Origin of the sequence: Neobacillus sp. PS3-12 (genome assembly GCF_030915385.1) — a bacterium.
Classification (GTDB): domain Bacteria; phylum Bacillota; class Bacilli; order Bacillales; family Cytobacillaceae; genus JAEVLT01.
Genome location: NZ_CP133268.1, coordinates 1,978,142 through 2,001,128 on the forward strand (window position 1 = coordinate 1,978,142; position 22,987 = coordinate 2,001,128).

The window sequence follows — 22,987 nt, forward strand, 5'->3', positions numbered from 1 at the left end:
CCTTTTTTCGTGAAAAAGGATTAAATCATTTCATTTGTATGAACGATTTTGATATCTTTCACGATCTTAAAATCAACCGTCGGGATCACTCTTTCATGTTCATCTAACTCCTCAGTCAGATATAACACGGTCTTTTGTGGTAAAACTTCCGTACCATCTACCACTATAGCATCTTCTTGTGCCTCAGTTCTGTCCAAAAGTACTTCTGTTTGTTCGTTTAGTAACGGCAGTACTTCCGTTACACTTGCCTGATCAGATGCTTCTGAAAAAAGAATGGTTGTTGGCTCAATTGAGGATAAATCTACTATTCTTTCTTTCATTGGCTTTGATGTTTCGTCGGTCTTCGCTTTTAGGTCAAGCCGCTTTGATGCATGGGCAAGGGCTTGTGCTGTTTTGCCAACTTTTCTGCCCGTCCGATTACCGCCAGTCCCCCACGTTCCCCGCTCCAATTGAAAAGCAGCAGGCTTGTAGCGCTGATGGCCTGTCATTAAATTCCGTTCACGAATTTCCTGGATCTGCCGTGCTGCTGTTTTACCAGTCAGGTCACCGATAATGGTCCGAATGTTCATTTTAAAAAACAGAATGATAGCTGCAACGAAAAATACACCCGCCAGGAAATATCCAATGAGGGAAATCATTCGCCATACTGTTGCATCCATACTAATCACTCCTACTCTTGTCTGTATGCCAGCTCAATGGCCCGCTCTGTTTCACCGAAGCGTTTGACGATTACACTTTTCATCGCTCGGGTTTTATCGGTGGTTACCGCTACATTCTTGGTACTTTTTTTAACAGATTGATAAACAGAGCGAAGGTCGCTTTCTTTGATCCCATCCAATTTAAACTTCCTTGAGTAGGTTTCAAGCGCATCCATTGTCAATTTATAGAGTTCCAATTTCACAATTTCATTTTCATTGGGGGTTTTTTCAATCATTTTGTTAAGCCTTTTGATGTTTTCCCAATATGGACGATAGAGACCATTATCCGAAGCCTCATCTATATGGAGAGTAATATCACGGTTAAATATCCCGATATCTCTATACACTGTGGCCATTTCATAAAAACTATTGCTTTTAGAACCATACTGTACAGCATCAGCAAACCATTGAATCGAACTTTTCATTCTCGTGATCTGGTTGTCGCTATTCTTGGTTCGGCCATAATCATAGTAATACCAATAGGTTTTTCCGATTTCAAAGGCAAGGTTAGCATAGTCGGGGTTTTGGCGGAAATCCATGAGATGGGGAGTAATTTTATTTTTAAACTTCGCTTCTTCGCCAACCGTAAAAGAAGCATCGCTTTTAAAAGCAGATAGCATCCCAACATAAGCTTCATTCGCAGTTGGTTTAATATCAATTGCCTGCAAATAATAGTCGATTTTTTTCGTATCATCATTCGTTTTTTCGGCCGTTTGGATGATTTGACTGTAATGATCATTGTTCGTATGGGTTTCCATTGCCTGTCCCGTAATTCCCATTAGTAAAAAGAACAAGGCTGATGCGGCCACGATACCAAAGTTGCGAAGCTTCGCTTTTTGTTTGGCCCGATACGTATCATCCACTTCTTCATAATGATGAAGGGCATATAAAACCTCTGCACATGATTGAAATCTGTCATCAGGGTTCAACTGGGTACATTTTTGAATGATTTTTTCTAAACCGCCGGATAATTGCGGATTCCAATGGCGGATTGGATATAACTTATAAGGCGGTTCGCAAGGATTTTGTCCTGTCACCAGGTGATATAACGTAACCCCAAGGCAATAGACATCGGTTCGTGCATCCGTCTGGCCTTTCCCCCGAACTGTTCTGGGGCAGCATATCCTTTTGTTCCCAGACTTACCGTGTCAGCCAGATTTTGTTCTTTGTATTCTCTGGCAATCCCAAAATCAATCAGTTTCACATTACCGTCAGGCCTTAGCATCACATTTGCAGGCTTCATATCCCGATAGATAATCGAAGGTGCACGTGTATGCAAGTAGTCAAGTACATCACAAAGCTGCTTCGCCCAATCAATCACTAAATCTTGGTGCTGGGCACCGTACTCGTCGATGATCTTACTGAGCGGTTCCCCTTCAATATAGTCCATGATGACATAAATGACTTGGCCATTGTCGATAATATCCACAATCCGCGGCAATGCAGGATGGTCAAGCTTCTTAATCAGGTTCGCTTCGGCAATCGCACTCTGAATAATGACATCCTTATGTTGATCTCTACCTCTTTTTTCAATTTCTTTTACTGCCCACTGCTTGTTAAGGCGTTTATCCATCGCCAGATAAACCTTCGACATTCCGCCTTGTCCAATCAGCTTTAAGATTTCATATTTACCTTCTATAACAGAGCCAATTGCTGCCAAAGGGAATCCCCATCCTTACAAAATTTTAATAAGCACCGCAGTGATATTATCCTTTTCCTGTCTTTGCTTATTAAGCTCAATCATCGCTTTTACCTGTTGTTCCATCACTGTTTCATTTGTTAACAGCTGCGGTGAGAATGCTTGAAAAATCTCATCTTCAGTAATCTCATGACGAAAACCATCGGAACAAAGCAGATAAACCTCACCTGGTATAGGTTTTCCATAAACAAATTGCGGCTCAACGATTTTTGAAGCCCCAATACACTGCAAAAGAACATTTCTTCGTGGATCCTTTTTCGCCTGCTCTGGAGTTAAGGTGCCGCTTCTAATCTCCCTGCCGACCACTGTTTGGTCTTCCGTTAAAATTTCTAATTGCTGGTGTATCCGATAGACTCGTGAGTCACCGACATGGCCAATCAATAGAAAATGTGAATCGATTAAGAGCAGGGCCGTTAAGGTTGTCCCAAGCTGTGCCCTTATTTTTCTTCCATAATCAGCAATTCGCTGGTTTTGTTCTTTCATCAGCCGTCCCCAGCGATACTGAATATCATCCCAATCCTTCTTTGCCAGCTGTGCCGAAAGCTCTGTTTCAAACCACTCAGAAAAAGCATGGACCACACTTGCACTGGCCACTTCCCCTTTGGAAAGTCCCCCCATACCGTCACAAATCACGGCCAAAACGACCTTTCCGACAGAGGTATCCGCAATCTTTAAACACAAGCTGTCTTGATTGGTTGATTTTCGATTCCCAACATCAGTGCATACTGCAGACAATACGTCCATTTTGGAACCTTCCTTAGGTTATAGATAAAATACGAATTCTTCATTGGCGAGCCGTAATTTTGTCCCTGAAAAAATCTCTATCTCTTTATTCGCTGGTATCGCGCGATTTTCTACATACGTTTTATTGGTTGAATGATTATCGATAATATAATAGCGCTGATCCCTTGTGATAATATCAGCATGATTGCGGCTAACCGCATTATTATATGAAACAACATAATCGCAGTGCTGCGCCTCTTTTCCAATTCGAAACGATTGTCTGTCCACAAAGATTTTTTCCTGTGTTTTTTCTCTTACCAAAAAAGGAAAGGCTGGTTCTTCAACCGCATCCGCACCAAGCACTGTTGTCCCGCTATCAGATTCTTTCGTACCTAATACAGCGGTATCACTCGTACTTTGGTTTCCTCCTATTCCCAACACCTCTGAAATGTCTAAATATTTAACTTGTGAGGTTTCAGCATCCTCCAAAGAAGAACCGCAAGCAGCGCAAAAATTAGCTGCTTCCCAAAATTCATTTCCGCAGTTTCGGCAATACAATGCTTGTTTGAGGCTTGCTTCATTCGTTGGAATCGGCCAAATGTCCCCAAGCACAGTAGAATCAGGTCTGTTTTCCTTTATTGCAGCTATTAATCTTTCAAAACGATTAATTGATAAAGGAATACTGTGTTTAAAATAGTTTAAGTAGTGTGCGACATAATCATGACTTTCATCTTTCGAAAATACAGCGTGGTATGGAAGATCTTGAAAAAATTCAGACCACACATAGGATTGTTGATTGTTGATAATTGGCCAGAATACGCAATTCACTTTTTTCGTTTCAGGATTAAAGAAGATATATCGGCAATCTAGCAAGAGATTTCCAATATTCAGCAAATTATTTTCACATTCCCTTATAATCCTGATCAATTGAGTGACCACATTCAAAAACTCGCTCTTACTGACAATACGACTCAGATAGGATTCTAATGACACCATTCCAACTAGTGTACTTTGCAATACAACCTCAGCCTTACTTTTTTCAGTACGTAATGGAATAAGACCTTCGATTAATCCATCAGAAATGGCCTTGTATTCACGTTCATTGATCGTTTCAGGATATTGTAACCGGCTCTTCACAACACATTGGCCGGTACTTTGTTCGATTATTGTTTTCATCATTGTTTTCTCCCCTATCTTGTAGGTTTGATTATTTTATATAGAAGAAACTCGTCTTAAACGGTAAAGTTGGACTATTCACTTTATACCTAATTATTAATGTCTATTTCGTTATAACCTTTTTTCTGTAACCTTCTAAATATGGCTTAATTTTACCCCATTCTCCTACAATATGTCGATGTCAGCAAAGAAATTGGGAGTATTTTCCTTGATTTTTAGACAAAACTCCAACATCACTAGTTGTCGTTCTAGTAGAATTATACTAGAAGGCAGTTAAAAGAAAGAGAAGTGCTGAAAGCACTTCTCTAAAAACGATCCATTATTGTGAAACGTAAGGTGTCATCAATACATTAGAATCATTTACAGATTGTTGGATTTCGTCTCCAAAATAAACTGCTGTACTTAAAAGAACAAGACAAATACCAATGGCGATCAACCAAAATTTATTCCGTTGCACTAATTTTTTTCGTCTGTAAGCTGCTAAGTTTGTAATTTTAACATTACCATTTAGTGTCATTTTTACGTTACTTCCCATGTTTACCGTACCAACCTTTTCTTCATATTATTACCTTAATTATGAAAATCTTAGCAGAAACGACAAAAATCACAGTAATTGGTTTAATTATACACAATTTTCCGGAATTTTTTCAATATTTTTCAGTTCGTTCTTCCTATCAAAATTTTTTATAGTTAGGTAAAAAGTTGGGTGACGCCGTTTTTGGGTATGATGCACGTTTTTTGAAGTTCTATGCAGGTATTTGGGGGTGCTTTGCATGTTTTTTATGAGGGCTTGCACGTTTTTCAGGGGGCTTTGCACATTTTGCCTTTTACTGGGAATTTTTTAAAAACTCATACGAAAAAACCTCCTTCCGCACAGGAAGGAGGTTTGCATTGCATATTAGAGAGTACCCCATACATCTTTAGCAATTTTAACGATGTGTTTGATTTTATTCCATTGGTCCTCTTCGGTTAAGACGTTGCCTTCTTCCGTGCTGGCAAATCCACATTGAGGGCTTAATGCTAGGTTTTCTAATGGAATCGATTCGCTTGCTTCTTTGATTCTAGCCTTGATGCTTTCAGAATCTTCAAGTTCAGGGAATTTAGAAGTAACTAATCCCAATACAACTGTTTTGCCATCTTTAAAGCTCTTTAATGGTTCAAAGTCACCTGAACGGTTATCATCATACTCCAAGAAAAGTCCGTCTACATTTAAGTTAGCAAAAATTGCATCGGAAATTTTATCGTATCCGCCGCTTGTAATATAAGTAGAACGGAAGTTTCCGCGGCAAATATGCATCGTGATTAATAAGTCCTCAGGCTTTTTAGAAATTGCCTCATTTAAGCAACGCACTCTTGTTTCGATGATGTCTTGTACATCCTTGCCTTCTTTTTCAACGACTACTTGGATGCGCTCATCAGATACGAAGTCAATCCATGATGTATCATCCAATTGTAAATAGCGGCAGCCGGCATCATAGAATGCTTGAATTGCTTTTTGGTATGCTGCTACTGTATCCGCAACAAGCTGCTCGGTGTTTCCATTATAATACTCATCACCTTGAATCCGAGTGAATAACATGTTAGGGCTTGGAATCGAGAACTTCGCCACTTGAGTGCCATCGCCATATTTTTCAACGGCTTGTTTTAAGAACTTGAAGTGTTCGAGCATATAATGATCATTGAAGTCCACTTTTCCGACTACTTTAATGGCTGTATTTTTTGTTTTGGCACCTTGGAAATGACTGATATATTCAGATTCAAACCAATCAACACCTTCTAAACCTGCAAGAAAATCTAAGTGCCACCATCCCCGTCTAAATTCACCATCCGTGATCGATTTAAGGCCTGATTCAATTTCGTTTTGGACAAGCTTCTCAATTTCTTGATCCTCTACATGGTTTAGGGCAGCTTGGTCAATTTCGCCGTTCGCAAATGCTTCTCTTGCTTCTTTAATTGCCTGTGTTCTTAGAAAACTACCTACAATGTCTGCTTTAAATGGTGCTTTTACGAGTGTTGTTGCCATAGATATTTTCCTACTTTCTGTTTAATTTAAAAAACCCTCTTCTAAAAAATAAGAAGAGGGGTCGTTTACGTACCAAATTCTCTTCTTATCTCCAAGCAAAACGCGCTACTGGAATTGGCACAGTACTTAATAAGTCTGCTGCCGAGGTTTCAAAGGGCCAGTCCCTCCACCTCTCTGGATAAGAATAATTCTCATATATTTAACTAAAAACAACGTTACACCTGTTCGGCAAAACTGTCAACAAATTTTCACAAAACTCTTAATTGTTGCTCACCTTTTCTTCGCAAGTATTCCAATTAAGATAATGGCAGCATTAATCGTTAAGGATGAAAGGAAAACCTTTTTGCGGCTTCTTCCCTTTATTGTTATAACAGTTGTGTTAGACGGTGGTTGTGGTTGTTGTGGGCGATTATACGTTTTGGAAAAAAGTAAATCATCATACGCTTTTCTTTTTTCACTATTTCGAAGGACTTCATATGCCTCTTTTATTCTTTTAAAAAGCTCAGCATTTCCATTTTCTTTATCCGGATGATAGGATTTTACTTTTTTTCGATATGCTTCCTTAATTTCATCAGAAGTTGCATGATATGATACGTCTAAAATATGGTAGTAATTCACAATGTTCGCCATTATTATCTACCTCTTCTGGTTTCATGTTTTCAATCCTTCCAAAATAGTATTCATCTACATATTAAACTATTCTCACTATGTATAGTATGATAATTTTATTGTTTCGTATAGAGGTATCCTTTTTCCAAAAAAAAGAGACATGAAATTTTTCACGTCCAAAATATTGTTTATCTTCTTCTTGCCGCTTTTTTTCCACAAGTAATACATGTATCAGTATAGTAGTCATACTTATGATGCCTGCGCAAAAAGCAAATAATAGCTTTTAATCTCTTCATTTTGTGATGACTCCTCTAGAACTTTAAGATATATACATCCTGAATATACCAATTAATTATTAAAAAACGATGAAAAAAACATTAATTCTATCTTTCTCTGAAAAACTCTGATCGTGCATGATGTAAGACCTGAAGGTAAATGATATAACTAAAATCAAGATCATTGGAGGCATAGCAAGTGGAGAAAATAACAAAAGCATATGTGAAGGATTTTCCAGCATATCCAACAAAGTGTATTCAGGTTGGTGAAGGTAACTTTCTGCGTGCCTTTATTGATTGGCAAATACAGCAAATGAACAAACAGGGACTATTTCAGGGCGGCGTAACAGTTATTCAACCGTTGCCTGGAGGAATGGTCCATAAATTAGCAGAGCAGGATTATTTATTCACTGTGATCCTCGAGGGAATTGTGAATGGTGAAAATGTCCAATCGCATGAAATTATTTCTTCTGTAAACAACGGAATCAATCCATATGAAGATTATGATGCCTTTTTGAAATTGGCCGAAGACGATAATCTCCGGTTCATTTTTTCAAATACAACCGAAGCAGGAATTGCCTATCATGAGGGAGATCAATTAAACGATCGGCCTCATGTAAGCTATCCGGCAAAAGTAACCGCTTTACTTTACCACCGTTTTAAAGCAGGTAAAAAAGGTTTTTATATCATCCCATGTGAATTGATCGAAAATAACGGAAAAGAATTGAAGAAAATTGTAGATCGTTATGCAAGCGAATGGAATCTGGGCCAAGACTTCATTAATTGGCTAGAATCAGAGAATACCTTCTGCTCAAGCCTTGTTGACCGCATTGTTCCTGGTTATCCAAGAGATCGAGCTCAAGGCTTGTGCCAGGAGTGGGGGTATGAAGATAACCTGATTGTAACGACCGAGCCCTTCTTAATTTGGGTCATCGAAGGACCGAAGCAGCTGGAGGACGAACTGCCTCTTAAGAAAGCCGGCCTCAATGTTGTGGTAACAGAAAACTTGAAGCCATACCGCGATCGCAAGGTGTATTTATTAAATGGCCCCCACACGACAATGGCTTGTTTGGCACGGTTGGCAGGCATCAAAACGGTTGGCGAATTAATGAACGATCCAGATTTTTATCCGCTTATTGATCATGAAATGGTCGATGAAATTGTCCCATCCCTCGATCTGCCTAGAGATGAGCTAATCAGTTACACTGGAGGCATTCAAGAGCGATTTAGGAATCCATATATCGAACATCATCTTGATTCCATTGCTTTGAACAGTGTTTCAAAGTATAAAGCCCGCCTCCTTCCGATATTGCTAAAACATGCGGAGCGTTTTAATAAGTTTCCACAAAGGATTACGTTGGCATTGTTCGGTCTCTTGGTAATCTACGGAAAGCAGGATCATGCGGACGCAAAAGTATTTGATATGCCAGAGATTTTAACAACCTTTTCAGATGCCTACAATTCTTCCAACTATGCACAAGCCATATTGTCCAATCAATCTTTATGGGGGATGGATTTGACGACTGTACCTGGGCTGTTGGATCAAGTTGTAAAAGGGATGAGATTGATTGAGTCGGAAGGTTCAAGGAAAGCTGTTCAGATGGTGAATAATGGGGAGTTCTAGAACTTGTTCAAGTGAGATTGGCAGCAATCCCACTTATTTTTTCGAAAAATTTCCCATACCTGTGATTCGATATATCTGTAAGATTGATCAGATATCCGTAACCCCCGATTTATCCGTAAACTTCATCTTTTTATCCGAACAAATCCTACTTTTATCCGTAACTTATTACCATTTATCCGCAAACCCCGATTTATCCGTAAACTTCATCTTTTTATCCGAACAAATCTTACTTTTATCCGTAACTTATTACCATTTATCCGCAAACCCCGATTTATCCGTAAACTTCATCTTTTTATCCGAACAAATCTTACTTTTATCCGTAACTTATTACCATTTATCCGCAAACCCCGATTTATCCGTAAACTTCATCTTTTTATCCGAACAAATCTTACTTTTATCCGTAACTTATTACCATTTATCCGCAAACCCCGATTTATCCGTAAACTTCATCTTTTTATCCGAACAAATCTTACTTTTATCCGTAACTTCGCATCTCTCCTCCACCACCTTAAATTAATCTTTAAATATACTCCAAATGGTTTAAAATTATAATAGAACACATCGGAGGGATCACCGTTGAATAATCCTTTTAAACGATCTTTTGAAAGCCTTGAGGAGTTTGCCGAGGCCATTAGCCAAGAACTTCAGTGCCCGATTACCATTGAGGATGCCAATCATCGGCTTCTTGCCTACAGTGAACATGATGAAAAAACGGACCCGCGCGGATTGCCACAATCATTCGCCGACGTGTACCCGAAAACGTCATCAATCAACTTTGGAAGGAAGGGGCCATTCCCGCCCTCTTGTGCACGACCGAACCCATTCGCATCAAATCCATTGGTGAAGTCGGTCTCGATAATCGAGTCGCTATTTCCATTTGGAAGCAAAAGGAACTCATTGGATTCATCTGGGCAGTGGACAACGAAAAAGAGTTCGATGAGAAGCAAATGTTCATTTTAAAAAAAGCGGCAGAGGCGGCGACAAATGAACTGCAGCAGCTTCAGGTCCGCTATCGAAAAAAGGAAGACCGTGTGCAGGAATTTCTCTGGCAGCTGCTTACTGGGCATTTGAAGGACACGCCCGAAATAGCGGAGCACTTCAAAAATTTAAACATGATCCCTTCTCATGCCTTTGTAGTGTTGGTGTTCCAGATGCCGCAAAAGATTACCAGAAAAGAAGAACAGCAAATTTCCTATCTTTTGCAAACCAACCAGCAATTAAAAACGATGCTCTATACGTTTGACGGGAATCAGCTCATTTTGCTGGGGACTCCGCCCAATACGTACAGTAGGTTGGATCATTTTATCGATACGTTAAAAAGCAATCTACATGATCGCTATCAAATATCAAACGTCCAACCGGGCGTCAGCTCGATCTATCATGATTATCGAAAAATAAAAAACGCCTACCAAGAGGCATTGACGGTGTTATCAACAAAAGAGAAATTCCCATTTTGTTCCTACTATTATCAGAAACTTGGGATCTACCAGCTTTTTGAGACGATTCGGGAAAAACACCAAAAAGACGGCTATGAAAACCAGGCGTTGAAAAAGCTTCAGGATTATGACCAAAAGCATCATTCTAATCTCGTTGAAACGCTGGAGGTCTTTCTGGACCATGATGCCAATATGGCCGAAACAGCAAAAGCTTTGGTGGTCCATCCAAATACGCTCACATATCGCCTCAAGCGAATCAGTGAGCTTAGCGAAATTGACCTCAAGGATCCCAGCCAGAAAATGATGTTATTTATTGATATTAAGCTTGGTTTGTGAAATTCCCCAAAAAGGAACAGCATCTTTCTATTTTCCTAACAAAGAATTTTTCCAATAAACATTCTATACTTAACCAAAAAGGGGGAACTAGAATGTTTATTGGTGTTCCTAAAGAGATAAAAAACAATGAAAATCGTGTAGCCCTTACACCATCAGGAGTTGTTTCGTTTGTAAAAGCCGGGCATGCTGTTTTAGTTGAAAAAGGCGCTGGAATCGGAAGCGGTTTCACTGATGAGCAGTATTCAGATGTCGGTGCACTTATCATCAACAATGCTGAGCAGGTTTGGGCCGATTCACAAATGATTTTAAAAGTAAAAGAACCGCTTGAAAGCGAATATAAATACTTCCGCCCAGGATTAATTTTATTTACTTACCTGCACCTTGCAGCGGACCCTGAACTTACAAAAGCTTTGAAAAATAGCGGCGTTACCGCTATAGGTTATGAAACGGTCACTGTGAACAGAACGCTGCCGCTTCTTACCCCAATGAGTGAAGTGGCCGGCAGAATGTCGGTGCAAACCGGGGCCCAATTTTTGCAAAAAACAAACGGCGGAATGGGAATTCTTCTTGCCGGCGTACCTGGTGTCGGCCGTGGAAAAGTAACGATTATCGGCGGCGGCGTAGTTGGGACAAACGCTGCAAAGATGGCCGTTGGGTTAGGTGCGGATGTCACGATGATCGATGTCAGCGCCGACCGTTTGCGCCAGCTTGATGATATTTTTGGCCATCAAATTACCACGCTAATGTCAAATCCCATGAATATTGCCGAGGCGGTGGCTGAAGCGGATTTATTGGTGGGGGCGGTATTAATTCCTGGGGCAAAAGCTCCGAAACTAGTAACCGAAGCCATGGTTAAAACGATGAAGCCCGGTTCCGTGATCGTGGATGTGGCGATTGACCAAGGCGGGATTGTAGAAACATGCGATCATGTTACGACACACGATAACCCAACTTTTGTCAAACATGGCGTCGTCCATTATTCGGTTGCGAATATGCCTGGAGCCGTTCCAAGGACCTCGACGATTGCGTTAACAAATGTAACCATTCCATACGCAGTTGAAATTGCCAATAAAGGAGTAAGAAAAGTAATTACTGAGAATCCTGCTTTAAAATGCGGTGTCAATGTTCTGAATGGCGAAATTACTTTTGAGGCTGTCGCCAAAGATCTTGGTTATGCTTACGTTTCTGTAGAAGAGGCACTTGAAAAATCCACGGTCATTTTATAAGAAAATGTGAAGGGGACAGCATCTTAGATACTGTCCCCTTCTTCACATTAAGCTGCTTTTTTGATTTTTTCTTTGTGAATTGTGCTTGTACCCTTATATGAGTGCCAGTAGGCCATGGCGATGAATACCGAGCCTCCTACTGCATTTCCTAAAAACACTGGTACAAAGTTGTGAAGGTATTCGATCCAAGTAAAGTGACCTGCAAAGATGGCTGCCGGAATGACAAACATGTTGGCCACAACGTGCTGAAATCCGATTGCCACAAAGGCCATGGTTGGGAACCAAATGCCGGCAATTTTCCCCATAAAGTCATCTGCCCCATATGAAAGCCATACAGCTGAAGCCACTAGCCAGTTACAGCCAATCCCGGAAAGAAAGGCCTGCAGGAATGATGCCTCTAGTTTATGCTGTGCCACACTGACTGTTTTTGCTAAAAATGGCGCTGTTTCGGTTAGGCCAACAAGATGACCAAAAACGTATGCTACAAAAATGGCTCCTATAAAATTACTGACAGTAACAAGAAACCAATTGATTAGCAATTGCTTTGTGGAAATCTTGTTTGCCATTCTTGCAAGAGGCACAGCCATCATGTTCCCTGTTAATAATTCTCCGCCTGCAAGTAACGTTAAGACTAAGCCTACAGGGAAAACAGATGCCCCTATTAAACTGCTAAGTCCGTCCAAGTTTGCTGGCAGGGCTGCTGTTACACGGATAAACAGCAAATATCCAAGAGCAATAAATGCCCCTGCTTCAAAACCTAAGATTAACGTCTGCATACAAGGATAATTTACTTTCTTCTTTCCGTACTCTACAGTGAGTTCCATAATTTTATCTGGTTTGCTATATGCCATGGTTGTCTGCTCCTACTTTAGGGTATGTGAATCTATTCACATGTTACTACGATTTCTACCTGATTTACCCCCTATCTTGTGAACCTTTCGTTACTGTTTTTAGAACGCTTTCAATCAAATAAAAAAAATAACCCACTGGCTTTATTATGGGGGGATTTTAGCCAATGGATTTTTATTTTATTAGTATAAATAGAGCCTGTTTAAGCGCTGTGTTTCATTTGGTTAACAACTTGATCTTTTCCTGCAAATTTGCGAACGAATGGGATTACCCAATGGTCCAAACCGATACGGCCTGCGTTTAAGCCAGCAGCGAGAATAATCACACCAAGTAAGATGTCTAATGGGTTACTAGAAACAACACCAGCCATTACATAGCTGAAGTTCATTACTAAACCAAAGAATGCAGCAGCAGTTGTTAAACATCCAATGATTAAGCCAAGACCTACTAAGAATTCACCATAAGGAACAAGAACGTTGAAAAGGTGTGCGTTTGGTAAGGCAAAGTGTTGTAAGAAAGAAACATATGTTGGATACTCAACTGCTTTTGCTGGGCTAAGTACTGGATTATGAATAGCCCCTGCTAAAAATCCACTTGCATCAAATTTTCCGCCAGATATTTTTTCAAATCCAGCCAGCATAAATTCATATCCAAGATAAAGACGAATGACGGTTAGAATGTAAGACGCAATTTTGTTTTCTCTTAAAAATTTGTTAAACATATAAAAGACTCCTTTCTGAAAGCAAAGTTATTATTAATGATTACACTGTAATTATAGGACTTTCATTTGAGATTTGGGGCCTTTTTTAGGACAGTTCACATACTATTCAAAAAGGATTGAACATTTATTGACAGTGGTTATCATAAAAATTTGTTGATCATAGAAACTGCCCAAATTTGTCTAGGATCATCGCTATTGGACTATCCAGATCTTTGGACATGAGGAGGTATAATTTTCACGGTCGTGTCCGAAGATAAAGCATCTTCGGACACGAGGAACTAAAATTCTCTTGGTTGTGTCCAAAGTCAATGCATCATCGGACAGGGGTAGCTAAAATTAGCAGTGTTTTGTCCGAAGTAAGCGGACGGAAAACTCTTCCTATATAAAAAAGCTGCTAGAATTAGCAACTTTATTCACTAGACAACTTTGGGAGGGTGCTTCCTCAGTAACAGGGTTTAAGAATAATTTTTTCAATTCTCGGCCCGCACCATGAATGATGATGTTTTCTTTTGGAAATTTTGTCTGGATGGAAACCGATTGCCCTAAGGCTTCATTAGTTAAAATGTCTACAACATTTTTCAAAAGTTCTTGCAAATCAACCCCATGATCATCTATTTTTAAATAATATACGGCATCTGAAATGTTATTAAACAGCTGTTCAAACTTTTCCTCACTTTCATTATGGTTCGTACTGGTTGCTCTCAAAGCATTGAGATCTGACCGTAATTTATCGTTTTCCTTTTTTAATCGAGCAAGTTCTTCAAGTATCTTCATCTTTTCATAGTCGTATCCTAAGTTGAAGGCATCCAAGCTGATCACCGACTTCTGCATTACTGCTATTTCTTATAGAAAAAATTCAGTACTTTATTATTTTTCCAGTTCTGTATTAAATTATTATTCTTTCCGCTTCCTTTGGGTTTTCTGTGCGAAAAGGAATGATTAGCTCTTATTCTTTCCTCTTCTCCCTAGCTTTCAACGAGAAGTGGAACGATTAGTCCTTATTCATTCCTCTTCACTCGGGTTTCCAGCAAGAAGTGGAATGATTGACCCAGTCCCCTTTAGGACGAAAAAAAGCTAATCGAGCGTTGTCGATTAGCTTTTGTTTTTCTTATTGATTCGCTTTCTTAACCCATTCAGCAACTGTAACGGTGCGTTTTGCTTGATGCTTGACTGCTGCTTGCACATCTTCAATCATTTTGCCGTTTTGGTCAACCGTCACACTTGTTCCATATGGATTTCCTCCAGCCGCAAATGTAACTGGGTCCGTATAGCCAGGAGCAGCGACAATCGCACCCCAATGGTACATGGTGGTATAGAGTGATAAAATCGTTGCTTCCTGTCCGCCGTGTGGATTTTGTGCAGAAGACATGGCACTAACAACTTTATTCACTAGTTTGCCGTTAAACCAAAGTCCCCCAGTTGTATCAAGGAATTGTTTCATTTGAGCTGGCATATTACCAAATCTCGTTGGTACACTAAAAATAATCGCATCTGCCCATTCCAAGTCGTTTAATGTAACTTCTGGAACATCTTTTGTTGCTTCAACATGAGCTTTCCAAGTAGGATTTCCCTCAATCACAGATTGTGGTGCAAGTTCAGGCACCTTGAGAACTTTTACCTCAGCACCCGCTTCTTTTGCACCCTCAGCAGCCCATTGTGATAATTGATGATTTGTTCCGCCCATACTGTAATAGATCACTGCTAAATTAACATTTGCCATTGTTTCCGTCTCCTTTTCGGTTGAATTCCCAAATAATTTAGATAAAAAACCCACTTTGTACACCACCTATTATTTCTTTCAGTCTCCGTTTATATCCCTTGCTTTTCCATTTCAATCAACAAGATGTGTGACGTCTCTTTTGCTTTAATAGTAATTTCTTCTTCGACAATTTCCATTCCATCCCGGTCGGATAGCTCAATGTCGTTAATGAAAGAAGTTCCTTCTATTTGAACTAAATAAGCCTGCCGACCCTCTTTAACTGGGAATTGAATGTCTTTTCCTTTTTCCAGTTCCAATGAATAAATGTTCGCATCTTGATAAATTTTAATTGGAGCATCTCCGTTTATTCCCGAAACCATATGCAACCAATGATTCTTACGGTCTTCCCAGTTGAATCGATAATCACCGTAGTTTGGCTGTAGTCCATTTTTTTCAGGGAAAATCCAAATCTGCAATAACCTGAGGAGATCTTTTCCTAGATTATGCTCACTATGAAGCACACCTGTTCCTGCACTCATATATTGGACATGTCCGCGTGTTACGGTGTTTTCATTACCCATACTATCTCGATGGGTTAAATCGCCATTTACTACATAGGAGATAATTTCCATATTTTTATGTGGATGTGTGCCAAATCCTGTGTTCGGTTCAATCAAATCATCATTGATTACTCGCAAAACACCGAACTGAATATTGTTTGGATTATAATATTCTGCAAAGGAAAAGTGAAATTTACTTTTTAACCAGCCAAGGTTGCTTGAACCCATATTTTTACTTTCTAGTTTTCTTAACATCCTAATTCCCTCCTGTCTTTAATTTAAGTATCTCCAATTCGAGATATATTAAAATAAAAATGCATCAAGAGCATATTTACCTGGACCAACTAAAGCAATACCAATTGTAACTGCCAATAAAACAAGGTTGTATTCATATCCGTTTGAAGTTGACCATAAGCCGTTGGCACCGTGAACTTTAGCGATCGCGATAACCATTGTCGCTGCAATCAAAATGCCGCCAAGTGGTGTTACTAATCCTAAAGCAAACAAAACGCCGCCAACAAGCTCTGTTAAACCTGCCATCAAGGCCATCGTTACACCTGGTTTCATGCCAATTGATTCGAACCAGCCTCCGGTTCCTTTTAAACCATAACCGCCAAACCAGCCAAACAATTTTTGCGCACCATGACCAATAAATAAAACACCAATCACTAAACGAATTAATAATAAACCAATATTTAACATTTTAAAAATCCTCCTGTTATTTTATCTCGAAATTGAGATATTATTTTTAAAAAAAGCTTTATTTTTTAATCTTATTTAATAATTTCACCAATGTATCTGCTTCATCGTTACTTAAAGCACCCAGCATGTAGTCAACTAATTCATGATGTTTCGGCATAATTGACTCCATCAACTCTTTGCCATTTTCAGTAAGTGTAACATAGATGGCTCTGCGATCTTCGGGACATGCACTTCGATGCAACAAACCCCGCTGTTCCAATTTATCAATCACATACGTCATCGAACCGCTCGATATAAGGATGCTATGACCAACCTGTTGAATCGTTTGTTTTCCTTTAAGATAAAGAACCTCCAAAACGGAAAACTCCGTGATTGTCAGATTATTTTCGCTCATTTCTAGCCTTATACGCTCTTGGACAGCTTTAGACGTTTGCATTAAAACCAAATAAGGCATATTCCTGCATTTATTCTCCATCATCTCTCCCTCCTTTTAATTAATCTCGAATTAAAATATCTTGAATACAAGATAATTGTAATGCGAATAAAGTTTTATGTCAACACTTTTTATTTAAAACATAAAAAAACGCCTCTACGATTGTAGAAACGTACCTAGTTGTTGATTTTTAATCGATTAACAACGGTAGATATAAGTGTGTCCAGTGGATTAATAATTGATCTGTCTTCAACTTTTCTGGCTGCATCGACCATGGATAATTGGGCAACAGAGATCAATCTCTTTTCCTTTTTGACGATTTGATCCAGGAAATGGGTGATTGCTTGATCATATTCTTCTTTTTTCCCCTTCATGAAAATATCAAAAGTATTGTCGATGACCATAACATCAAAATCTATAGATATCTGATAGCTATGTGCATAATGATTGAGTCGATCGATGGTCCCTTCCACCGTCGCTGGATTTGTAAAAAGGATGAGCTGAGGTTCTTTTACCCGACAAATGGATGCAAAGTACGGCTCATCAATTTTTATTATTGGCACCGAAACGGAGAGTTGCTCTTCCTGTAAAATAGCAATATAGTTTGTGCATGTAAGAAGGATGGCATCCACATTACATTGGGCAATCCACTCTATTTGTTCTTTCACTTTATTTTCCGCATCTGCTAGGTGGAAATTTTCATCGGATGTTACTCGATGCATCAACCCAGGGTCAACGAAATGGATACATTCTATGTCATAGGGAGAAAATGCTTTTTCAATATAATCGATATTCGAATAATGGGCATGCAGGCAGCCTAATCTTTTACTCAATTGATCTCCCCCCTGTTCCTTTCAACCACTCATCCTCTAAGATGCTCATTTCCCATAAATTCCAGTATTCATCACCAATTTTATTTGTATCTCTAAGTAAACCTTCTTTGACAAAACCTGCTTTTTCATAACACCTAATCGCAGGAGCGTTAAAGTCAAATACTCCAAGTGTGACCCGATGTAAGTGTAGTTCATCAAAAGCAATCTTTAGAATTTCCTTGATCATTTGCTGGCCGATCCCTTTACTTCTCGCCTTTGACTCGCCGATTAATACTTTCCCAACTCTGGCTGATTTGTTTTTGCGATTAATTTTCCCCAGGGAGATATGACCGACAACTTCTTCCGATTCGGTATCAATTACTTTATAAACCAACCTTTCGGAGTCATCGTGATTGGCATTTTCGATGTACTGCTCTAACTGAGCTTCATTTAAGGGATAGTCGAATTGAGATCCGCTCCATTGCAGTAAAAACTCTGGCGAAGCAACCCATTTAATAAGCTGATCGAAATCCGAACGATCAAAATACTTTAGTTCAACCATAACCTAAGTCTCCTTTACTACTTTAATTAATTAAAGCGTAACATAATCATTACCTTTTGTTCAACACCTGAGATCTTTTGTAAAAAATTGTAAAAACAGATTCTTACCGTGCTCCGTAAAAGTGAGTGCGCATTGGAAGAATAAGCGGTGGATTCTTCCCGTCCTCCAGAAAAGTGAATGAACACGGGAAGAATAAGCAAGGAATTCTTCCTCTCCTCTAGAAAGGTGTATGCCGCTTGGAGAGAATGATAAAACTGACTATAAGAAAGAGGCTTGATTTAGAACCAAGCCTCTTTTCTACAATCTAAGTTTTTTCAAAGCATCTAAAAATTAACGGTCTTATTTCTAATAGCGGCCGTCGGATTAAATTTGTTTGCCAAGTGTAATATGATTTTGGCGTATAACAAACCAACGATCAATGCGAACGCAAGGGTAATGAGTGAACCCGCGGTCCCAAGTTTTTCAATCATGATATGAATAATCGCTGCAACCTCCATTGCCATAATGGATACAGAATTCCAGAGAACATGGTCCCGCTCTTTGCCATCAAATCGAATGATGGCGTGCTTGTCGCCTCTTCTTTTACTACTCTGTTAATCGCTTTAAGTCTTGGGAGGTCGATCGTAATACTCGTAACCGTCATAATAATGAGCATTACGAATGAGGCATCGATCCAAGGTAGCTCCCAGCCCCATTCCGTGAAGACCATATAAAAAGAAGAAATAAGCAGCAGGATAATGCTAAACGGCAGAAACTTGCCCATTCTTACTGCCCAAGTAGAACAAAGACGCACCACTATTGTTTCCTTGGATAAAACCATCCCAATCATACTTAGTAAGTTGATCCCCACCGCCGTAAACATCAAAATGGCCCCTAAAAAATGTAAAAGGAAAAAAGTTTTATACATTGGAATTTCGACCTCCCCTTACTATTCACAGTTAAATAGAAAAACTGACACAAGCAAATGATTTTCATGTAAATATCTTGTCTATAGGAAGATAGTACCATGATAATCACTGTGATGAGCTTGCTATCTATGAATCTTATTTGACATTTTAAGAAGCTACACATATGGAAGCCAGGTGCAGCCAATGAAACCCGATAAGGTAAGGGGAGTTTTTTTAAAAATTTAAACGATCTTAACTCAAAGAGCTAAGATCGTTTAGAAAATCTGCTAGGTTAAATCTCATGAAAACCTATTTTAATGATTGGATGTTCTTTTGCCATAATTGATAATTTTGATTTACTGCATTTGTATCAGGGAATAGTATCCAGTTTCCATCAGGAACAGAAATGGCACCATTTTGGATAAATTCTTTAGGATAACCGGCAACACCTTTTTTATAGGTATCTTTATATTCTGGAAGCAATTGATCAACTGTTGCATTTTTATTTGTTGGTATTGTAATATGGGCAAAAACTTGAGATTGCGCTTTTTTATCCATTGCAAAATTAATAAAATCTAATGCAGCTTTTTTATGGTCACTAGGCAAGCCTTTTGGCATTACATACGAATGAGCATCCATAATCTGCTTGGCACCACTCATCATTACTACTCCAACATTTGGCGGTACTGTACCTGCAGCATAGTTCTGAGCATAGAACCCTGGAGTTTGTGGGACAATTTCCAATGTTCCATCATAAAGATATTTAAATGTATCATTTGTATTGGAAGGATAGTTTTGAATATCTTTATTGATTGTTTTTAAATAATCCCATGTTTTGGTTGCAGCATCAGGCTTCGTCATGTTTTCCCCTAAGTTTTGCATTAGGCCGAAGTAAAATCCGCGTGCAGGACCACTTGTTGGTACTGTTGCATACATGAATTTATTTGGATTTGCTGTAATCCAAGTTTTTAAATCTGCATAAGTCGTTGGTGGATTTTTCACTTTATCTTTATTGTACATAAGCATTGGTCCACCTGGTGAAACAAATAATGGTACCCCGTATCCATTGAAAGCTTTCACATAGGCTTGTCCAATTGTTGTTAAATCATTATAATGGATTTCATTTTTGTATTTAGGATATAGCTGCTCCCAAACACCTTCTTTTGCACCGCCAGGAACTCCGTCAACACCAGAGATCACCACATCAATATTTACATGAGATCCTTCTGCCTTAATCTTATTCACAACATCTTGCCATGTTCCACGAGCATACTGAACTTTGTATTTACCTGCATATTGTTTTTCAAACATTGGAATTAGTTTATCTTTATAGTAATCATCTCCGCCAGCGACACTATAAATTGTTAAGGTTACTGGTGAATTAGTTGCTTTAGCACCTGTATTACTTGAAGATCCACAGCCTGCTAGCATACCAATTAACAAAATACAAACAGCCAAAAATGGTAAAAACTTTTTCATAATATGCCCTCCCAAAAGATTTTCTTTTAGCATGGTTTTATCTATCAAAACCAATATTCGCAACCATGATAACTTGATGTGTAGGCGCTTTCACATAATTATTATATCAAGTATTTTATTAACTTTACTTTACGTTTATTGTTTAGTTTTTAACATATCTTGCGCGTTTTTTTATGAAGTAATTTTCACAATCTGCTAAAGATATGATAAATACGATACTATTATTTTATTTAATAGGTACCGTCAACATTTAATGTGGAACTAGTTACAGTTTGCTTTCGAAATGTGGATCTGTTAATTTTTTCTTGTAATTTTTCATAAAATAGATCTTCATCAATTGGTAGTTCTACCCATTGATCGGTCCATGATGACAAGTGCATGGCATTTGATATTGCTAAACTTTTTATCCCTTCTTCTCCAGGAGCTATAAGGGGTTCATCAAATAGGATCGTATTAACCCAGTTTTGGATGATACCATTATGGGCGGTTGCTTCACCTTTAATGGGAACCTCACACTTCCATACCTCCGGTTCTCCAAAACCACCCGTATACTCACGATTAAATTGCCTTTCTGAAATGGTTAATCTCCAAAAAGTCAACTTATTATCCTCAATCACAATTTTCCCACGGTCACCTGTCACTTCAAGGCGATTTGTACCGGGCGCATCACCAGTTGAGGTAACAAATACCCCAGTTGCGCCATTCTCATATTCAACATAAGCTGTAACATCATCTTCCACTTCAATATCATGAAATTTACCGTTAGAACAAAACGCCCGTACCCTTTTTGGAAGTCCACATGTCCATTGCCATAAATCTAAAATATGTGGATCCTGGTTGAGCAGAACTCCACCACCTTCTCCTTCCCACGTTGCTCTCCAACCACCTGAGTTATAATAGCTTTGCGGACGATACCATGCTGTCATAATCCAATTAGTTCTTTTTATTTCTCCTAATTCACCCGTTTCGATGAGCTCCTTAAGTTTTTTGAAAACAGGCGTAGTCCTCTGATTCAGCATCAAACTAAAAATTTTATTACTTTTTGCAGCAACCTCATTCATTTCTTTCACTTGTTTTGTATAAACACCCGCAGGTTTTTCTAATAGAACATGGATATTATACCCAAGGGCTTCTATTGCTAGCCTTGGGTGGTCATAATGTGGTGTCGCAATAATAACACCATCGATTAAGTTTGATTCAAATAAATCAACAGGTTCTGAAAAACAGTGAACATCCTCACCTAATGTCTCTTTTGCCCATGAAAGACGGTCGGGATTTGTATCGCAAACAGCAACTAATTCAGCATGCTCTATTTTCCCTTGAGCAATATTCAAGGCATGTTTACTCCCCATATTTCCTATTCCTATAATACCCACCCGTACTTTACTCATATCAATCACTCCAAATTTCATAAACGATTTTAATAGATTAACTTTCAATAAGCTATAAATCTTCCATTTTTATTTCTTTCTTTACCTCTGAGGATCTCCTAATCGCATCAATCATTTTAATAGAGGTTAGTGCATCCTCCACATGAACATAATTCTGTGTATTGTTTGAAATGCATGAATAGAAAAGATTGATTAATTTCGCATGGCTTGCACCATAATAGAATTTAGTTCCTAAGACTTTTTTGTCTACTAATAGTTCTTCTTTCAAACCATTTTCATCTATTCTGCTTAAAATACCATCTTTTATTGTGAATGTTTCTTTTTCGAAAATAACCTTAAGTTCTACACTGGAATTTTCAACATTTGCAACGGTTGCAAAAAAAAGTCCTTTCGCTCCATTTTTAAACTTGATATGGGCTGTTGCTGTGTCTTCAACATCAATTCCATAATCCAATAATTGGTCAATGGACCCTCTGATCGATTCAATTTCACCACCCAAGAGCTGCATTAAATCTACAGTATGAAGAGCTTGGTTAATCATGACACCGCCGCCAGCATACTTCATGCTGCCCCGCCAAGGCTTACGATCATAATACGATTTCGGTCTAAACCAAGTTACGAGCCCCTTTATTCCAATTAAATTGCCAAATTGACCGCTTTGAGCAAATTCCTTGAGCATTTCAAAGGTTTCATTATATCGGTTTTGAAAACACACACAGATTTTGATATCCTGATGTTTTTTCTCCAGCCTTACCAGCTTTATTCCCTCAATCGTATTCAATGATATTGGCTTTTCCAGAAATACATTCACACCTTTTTCGATGCATGCTTTCGTCGCAGGATAATGCAGATAGTGTGGTAAACAAATATGAACACAATCCAATGCTTCCTTTTTCAACATATCATGAAAATCACGATAAAAATTTACATGAGGTACGGATTCTCTCAACAATTCATCGCTATCACACACCGCTACTAAATCAACATTTGGATTATCTTGTATTGCAGAAATATGAGTTTTTGAAATATCTCCCAATCCAATAACGGCTATTTTTAGCATAAACAGG

23 protein-coding genes, 1 pseudogene and 1 riboswitch are annotated in these 22,987 nt (G+C 38.8%); of the genes and pseudogenes, 3 read left to right on the forward strand and 21 right to left on the reverse strand.

Features of this window, described 5'->3' with window-relative positions; genetic code table 11:
* Positions 1-20: 20 nt before the first annotated feature.
* From RCG17_RS10115 to RCG17_RS28305, 8 genes are all read right to left on the reverse strand, one after another.
* Entirely contained in the window at positions 21-659 is a 639-nt protein-coding gene (locus tag RCG17_RS10115; protein WP_308175047.1) for a hypothetical protein, read from the reverse strand.
* 11 nt (positions 660-670) lie between these two features.
* On the reverse strand, positions 671-1,735 hold the full coding sequence (locus RCG17_RS10120) for a hypothetical protein (protein WP_308175048.1): 1,065 nt from the start codon (positions 1,733-1,735) through the stop codon (positions 671-673).
* Positions 1,732-2,358: a serine/threonine protein kinase gene (locus tag RCG17_RS10125; RefSeq protein WP_308175049.1), complete on the reverse strand. Its 627-nt coding sequence runs from the start codon at positions 2,356-2,358 to the stop codon at positions 1,732-1,734. Before RCG17_RS10125 ends, RCG17_RS10120 begins: the two co-directional genes overlap by 4 nt.
* 15 nt (positions 2,359-2,373) lie before the next feature.
* Complete coding sequence (locus RCG17_RS10130) at positions 2,374-3,141, reverse strand: PP2C family protein-serine/threonine phosphatase (RefSeq protein WP_308175050.1); 768 nt, start codon at positions 3,139-3,141, stop codon at positions 2,374-2,376.
* Between the two features lie 18 nt (positions 3,142-3,159).
* Complete coding sequence (locus RCG17_RS10135) at positions 3,160-4,299, reverse strand: FHA domain-containing protein (protein WP_308175051.1); 1,140 nt, start codon at positions 4,297-4,299, stop codon at positions 3,160-3,162.
* 316 nt (positions 4,300-4,615) lie between these two features.
* On the reverse strand, positions 4,616-4,831 hold the full coding sequence (locus tag RCG17_RS10140; protein WP_308175052.1) for a hypothetical protein: 216 nt from the start codon (positions 4,829-4,831) through the stop codon (positions 4,616-4,618).
* A 363-nt stretch (positions 4,832-5,194) separates the two neighbouring features.
* Positions 5,195-6,319: a 5-methyltetrahydropteroyltriglutamate--homocysteine S-methyltransferase gene (locus RCG17_RS10145; protein ID WP_308175053.1), complete on the reverse strand. Its 1,125-nt coding sequence runs from the start codon at positions 6,317-6,319 to the stop codon at positions 5,195-5,197.
* A gap of 82 nt (positions 6,320-6,401) precedes the next feature.
* Positions 6,402-6,504: riboswitch (SAM riboswitch) on the reverse strand.
* A gap of 85 nt (positions 6,505-6,589) precedes the next feature.
* Entirely contained in the window at positions 6,590-6,949 is a 360-nt protein-coding gene (locus tag RCG17_RS28305; protein ID WP_374120913.1) for a DnaJ domain-containing protein, read from the reverse strand.
* Between the two features lie 453 nt (positions 6,950-7,402).
* Between RCG17_RS28305 and RCG17_RS10155 the strand changes: the two genes are divergently transcribed.
* From RCG17_RS10155 to ald, 3 genes and pseudogenes are all read left to right on the forward strand, one after another.
* Entirely contained in the window at positions 7,403-8,827 is a 1,425-nt protein-coding gene (locus RCG17_RS10155) for a tagaturonate reductase (protein ID WP_308175054.1), read from the forward strand.
* 576 nt (positions 8,828-9,403) lie between these two features.
* Positions 9,404-10,599: pseudogene (locus tag RCG17_RS10160) on the forward strand (PucR family transcriptional regulator).
* A gap of 92 nt (positions 10,600-10,691) precedes the next feature.
* The gene (ald, locus tag RCG17_RS10165; protein WP_308175055.1) at positions 10,692-11,825 is read left to right on the forward strand and encodes an alanine dehydrogenase; all 1,134 of its coding nucleotides are present in this window, start codon (positions 10,692-10,694) and stop codon (positions 11,823-11,825) included.
* Positions 11,826-11,872: 47 nt separating this feature from the next.
* On the opposite strand, the gene RCG17_RS10170 is transcribed toward ald, so the two are convergent.
* The 13 genes from RCG17_RS10170 to RCG17_RS10230 form a co-directional block, all read right to left on the reverse strand.
* Positions 11,873-12,676, reverse strand: coding sequence for a formate/nitrite transporter family protein (locus tag RCG17_RS10170; protein WP_308175056.1), 804 nt, complete (start codon positions 12,674-12,676; stop codon positions 11,873-11,875).
* Between the two features lie 200 nt (positions 12,677-12,876).
* The gene (locus tag RCG17_RS10175; RefSeq protein WP_308175057.1) at positions 12,877-13,395 is read right to left on the reverse strand and encodes a DoxX family protein; all 519 of its coding nucleotides are present in this window, start codon (positions 13,393-13,395) and stop codon (positions 12,877-12,879) included.
* Positions 13,396-13,773: 378 nt separating this feature from the next.
* A complete protein-coding gene (locus RCG17_RS10180) occupies positions 13,774-14,226 on the reverse strand; it encodes a hypothetical protein (RefSeq protein ID WP_308175058.1) in 453 nt (150 codons plus the stop codon).
* Positions 14,227-14,503: 277 nt separating this feature from the next.
* Positions 14,504-15,115, reverse strand: a complete 612-nt coding sequence (gene wrbA / locus RCG17_RS10185) for an NAD(P)H:quinone oxidoreductase (RefSeq protein WP_308175059.1) — start codon at positions 15,113-15,115, stop codon at positions 14,504-14,506.
* 89 nt (positions 15,116-15,204) lie between these two features.
* Positions 15,205-15,909, reverse strand: a complete 705-nt coding sequence (locus RCG17_RS10190) for a pirin family protein (protein ID WP_308175060.1) — start codon at positions 15,907-15,909, stop codon at positions 15,205-15,207.
* Between the two features lie 48 nt (positions 15,910-15,957).
* The gene (locus tag RCG17_RS10195; protein ID WP_308175061.1) at positions 15,958-16,356 is read right to left on the reverse strand and encodes a DoxX family protein; all 399 of its coding nucleotides are present in this window, start codon (positions 16,354-16,356) and stop codon (positions 15,958-15,960) included.
* 58 nt (positions 16,357-16,414) lie between these two features.
* Positions 16,415-16,834 (reverse strand): MarR family winged helix-turn-helix transcriptional regulator, encoded by a 420-nt coding sequence (locus RCG17_RS10200; RefSeq protein WP_308175062.1) that lies wholly within the window; start codon positions 16,832-16,834, stop codon positions 16,415-16,417.
* Between the two features lie 131 nt (positions 16,835-16,965).
* Positions 16,966-17,622 (reverse strand): hypothetical protein, encoded by a 657-nt coding sequence (locus RCG17_RS10205; protein WP_308175063.1) that lies wholly within the window; start codon positions 17,620-17,622, stop codon positions 16,966-16,968.
* A complete protein-coding gene (locus tag RCG17_RS10210) occupies positions 17,615-18,163 on the reverse strand; it encodes a GNAT family N-acetyltransferase (protein WP_308175064.1) in 549 nt (182 codons plus the stop codon). The genes RCG17_RS10205 and RCG17_RS10210 overlap by 8 nt, the downstream gene beginning before the upstream one ends.
* Before the next feature lie 466 nt (positions 18,164-18,629).
* Positions 18,630-19,025 carry a hypothetical protein gene (locus tag RCG17_RS10215; RefSeq protein WP_308175065.1) on the reverse strand — a complete coding sequence of 132 codons (396 nt, stop codon included), beginning with the start codon at positions 19,023-19,025 and terminating at the stop codon, positions 18,630-18,632.
* Positions 19,026-19,359: 334 nt separating this feature from the next.
* On the reverse strand, positions 19,360-20,529 hold the full coding sequence (locus RCG17_RS10220; RefSeq protein ID WP_308175066.1) for an ABC transporter substrate-binding protein: 1,170 nt from the start codon (positions 20,527-20,529) through the stop codon (positions 19,360-19,362).
* A 230-nt stretch (positions 20,530-20,759) separates the two neighbouring features.
* Entirely contained in the window at positions 20,760-21,920 is a 1,161-nt protein-coding gene (locus tag RCG17_RS10225; protein ID WP_308175067.1) for a Gfo/Idh/MocA family protein, read from the reverse strand.
* A gap of 52 nt (positions 21,921-21,972) precedes the next feature.
* Positions 21,973-22,980, reverse strand: a complete 1,008-nt coding sequence (locus RCG17_RS10230; protein ID WP_308175068.1) for a Gfo/Idh/MocA family protein — start codon at positions 22,978-22,980, stop codon at positions 21,973-21,975.
* Positions 22,981-22,987 lie beyond the last annotated feature (7 nt).

Bases quoted from the DNA above. Each gene is read 5' to 3' on its own strand.
- RCG17_RS10175 (WP_308175057.1), bottom strand. From the start codon at position 13,395: ATGTTTAACAAATTTTTAAGAGAAAACAAAATTGCGTCTTACATTCTA.
- RCG17_RS10115 (WP_308175047.1), bottom strand. From the start codon at position 659: ATGGATGCAACAGTATGGCGAATGATTTCCCTCATTGGATATTTCCTG.
- RCG17_RS10195 (WP_308175061.1), bottom strand. From the start codon at position 16,356: ATGTTAAATATTGGTTTATTATTAATTCGTTTAGTGATTGGTGTTTTA.
- RCG17_RS10210 (WP_308175064.1), bottom strand. From the start codon at position 18,163: ATGGTTGAACTAAAGTATTTTGATCGTTCGGATTTCGATCAGCTTATT.
- ald (WP_308175055.1), top strand. From the start codon at position 10,692: ATGTTTATTGGTGTTCCTAAAGAGATAAAAAACAATGAAAATCGTGTA.
- RCG17_RS28305 (WP_374120913.1), bottom strand. From the start codon at position 6,949: ATGGCGAACATTGTGAATTACTACCATATTTTAGACGTATCATATCAT.
- RCG17_RS10140 (WP_308175052.1), bottom strand. From the start codon at position 4,831: ATGGGAAGTAACGTAAAAATGACACTAAATGGTAATGTTAAAATTACA.
- RCG17_RS10215 (WP_308175065.1), bottom strand. From the start codon at position 19,025: ATGTTTACGGCGGTGGGGATCAACTTACTAAGTATGATTGGGATGGTT.
- RCG17_RS10180 (WP_308175058.1), bottom strand. From the start codon at position 14,226: ATGCAGAAGTCGGTGATCAGCTTGGATGCCTTCAACTTAGGATACGAC.
- wrbA (WP_308175059.1), bottom strand. From the start codon at position 15,115: ATGGCAAATGTTAATTTAGCAGTGATCTATTACAGTATGGGCGGAACA.
- RCG17_RS10200 (WP_308175062.1), bottom strand. From the start codon at position 16,834: ATGATGGAGAATAAATGCAGGAATATGCCTTATTTGGTTTTAATGCAA.
- RCG17_RS10135 (WP_308175051.1), bottom strand. From the start codon at position 4,299: ATGATGAAAACAATAATCGAACAAAGTACCGGCCAATGTGTTGTGAAG.
- RCG17_RS10130 (WP_308175050.1), bottom strand. From the start codon at position 3,141: ATGGACGTATTGTCTGCAGTATGCACTGATGTTGGGAATCGAAAATCA.
- RCG17_RS10230 (WP_308175068.1), bottom strand. From the start codon at position 22,980: ATGCTAAAAATAGCCGTTATTGGATTGGGAGATATTTCAAAAACTCAT.
- RCG17_RS10220 (WP_308175066.1), bottom strand. From the start codon at position 20,529: ATGAAAAAGTTTTTACCATTTTTGGCTGTTTGTATTTTGTTAATTGGT.
- RCG17_RS10145 (WP_308175053.1), bottom strand. From the start codon at position 6,319: ATGGCAACAACACTCGTAAAAGCACCATTTAAAGCAGACATTGTAGGT.
- RCG17_RS10190 (WP_308175060.1), bottom strand. From the start codon at position 15,909: ATGTTAAGAAAACTAGAAAGTAAAAATATGGGTTCAAGCAACCTTGGC.
- RCG17_RS10225 (WP_308175067.1), bottom strand. From the start codon at position 21,920: ATGAGTAAAGTACGGGTGGGTATTATAGGAATAGGAAATATGGGGAGT.
- RCG17_RS10170 (WP_308175056.1), bottom strand. From the start codon at position 12,676: ATGGCATATAGCAAACCAGATAAAATTATGGAACTCACTGTAGAGTAC.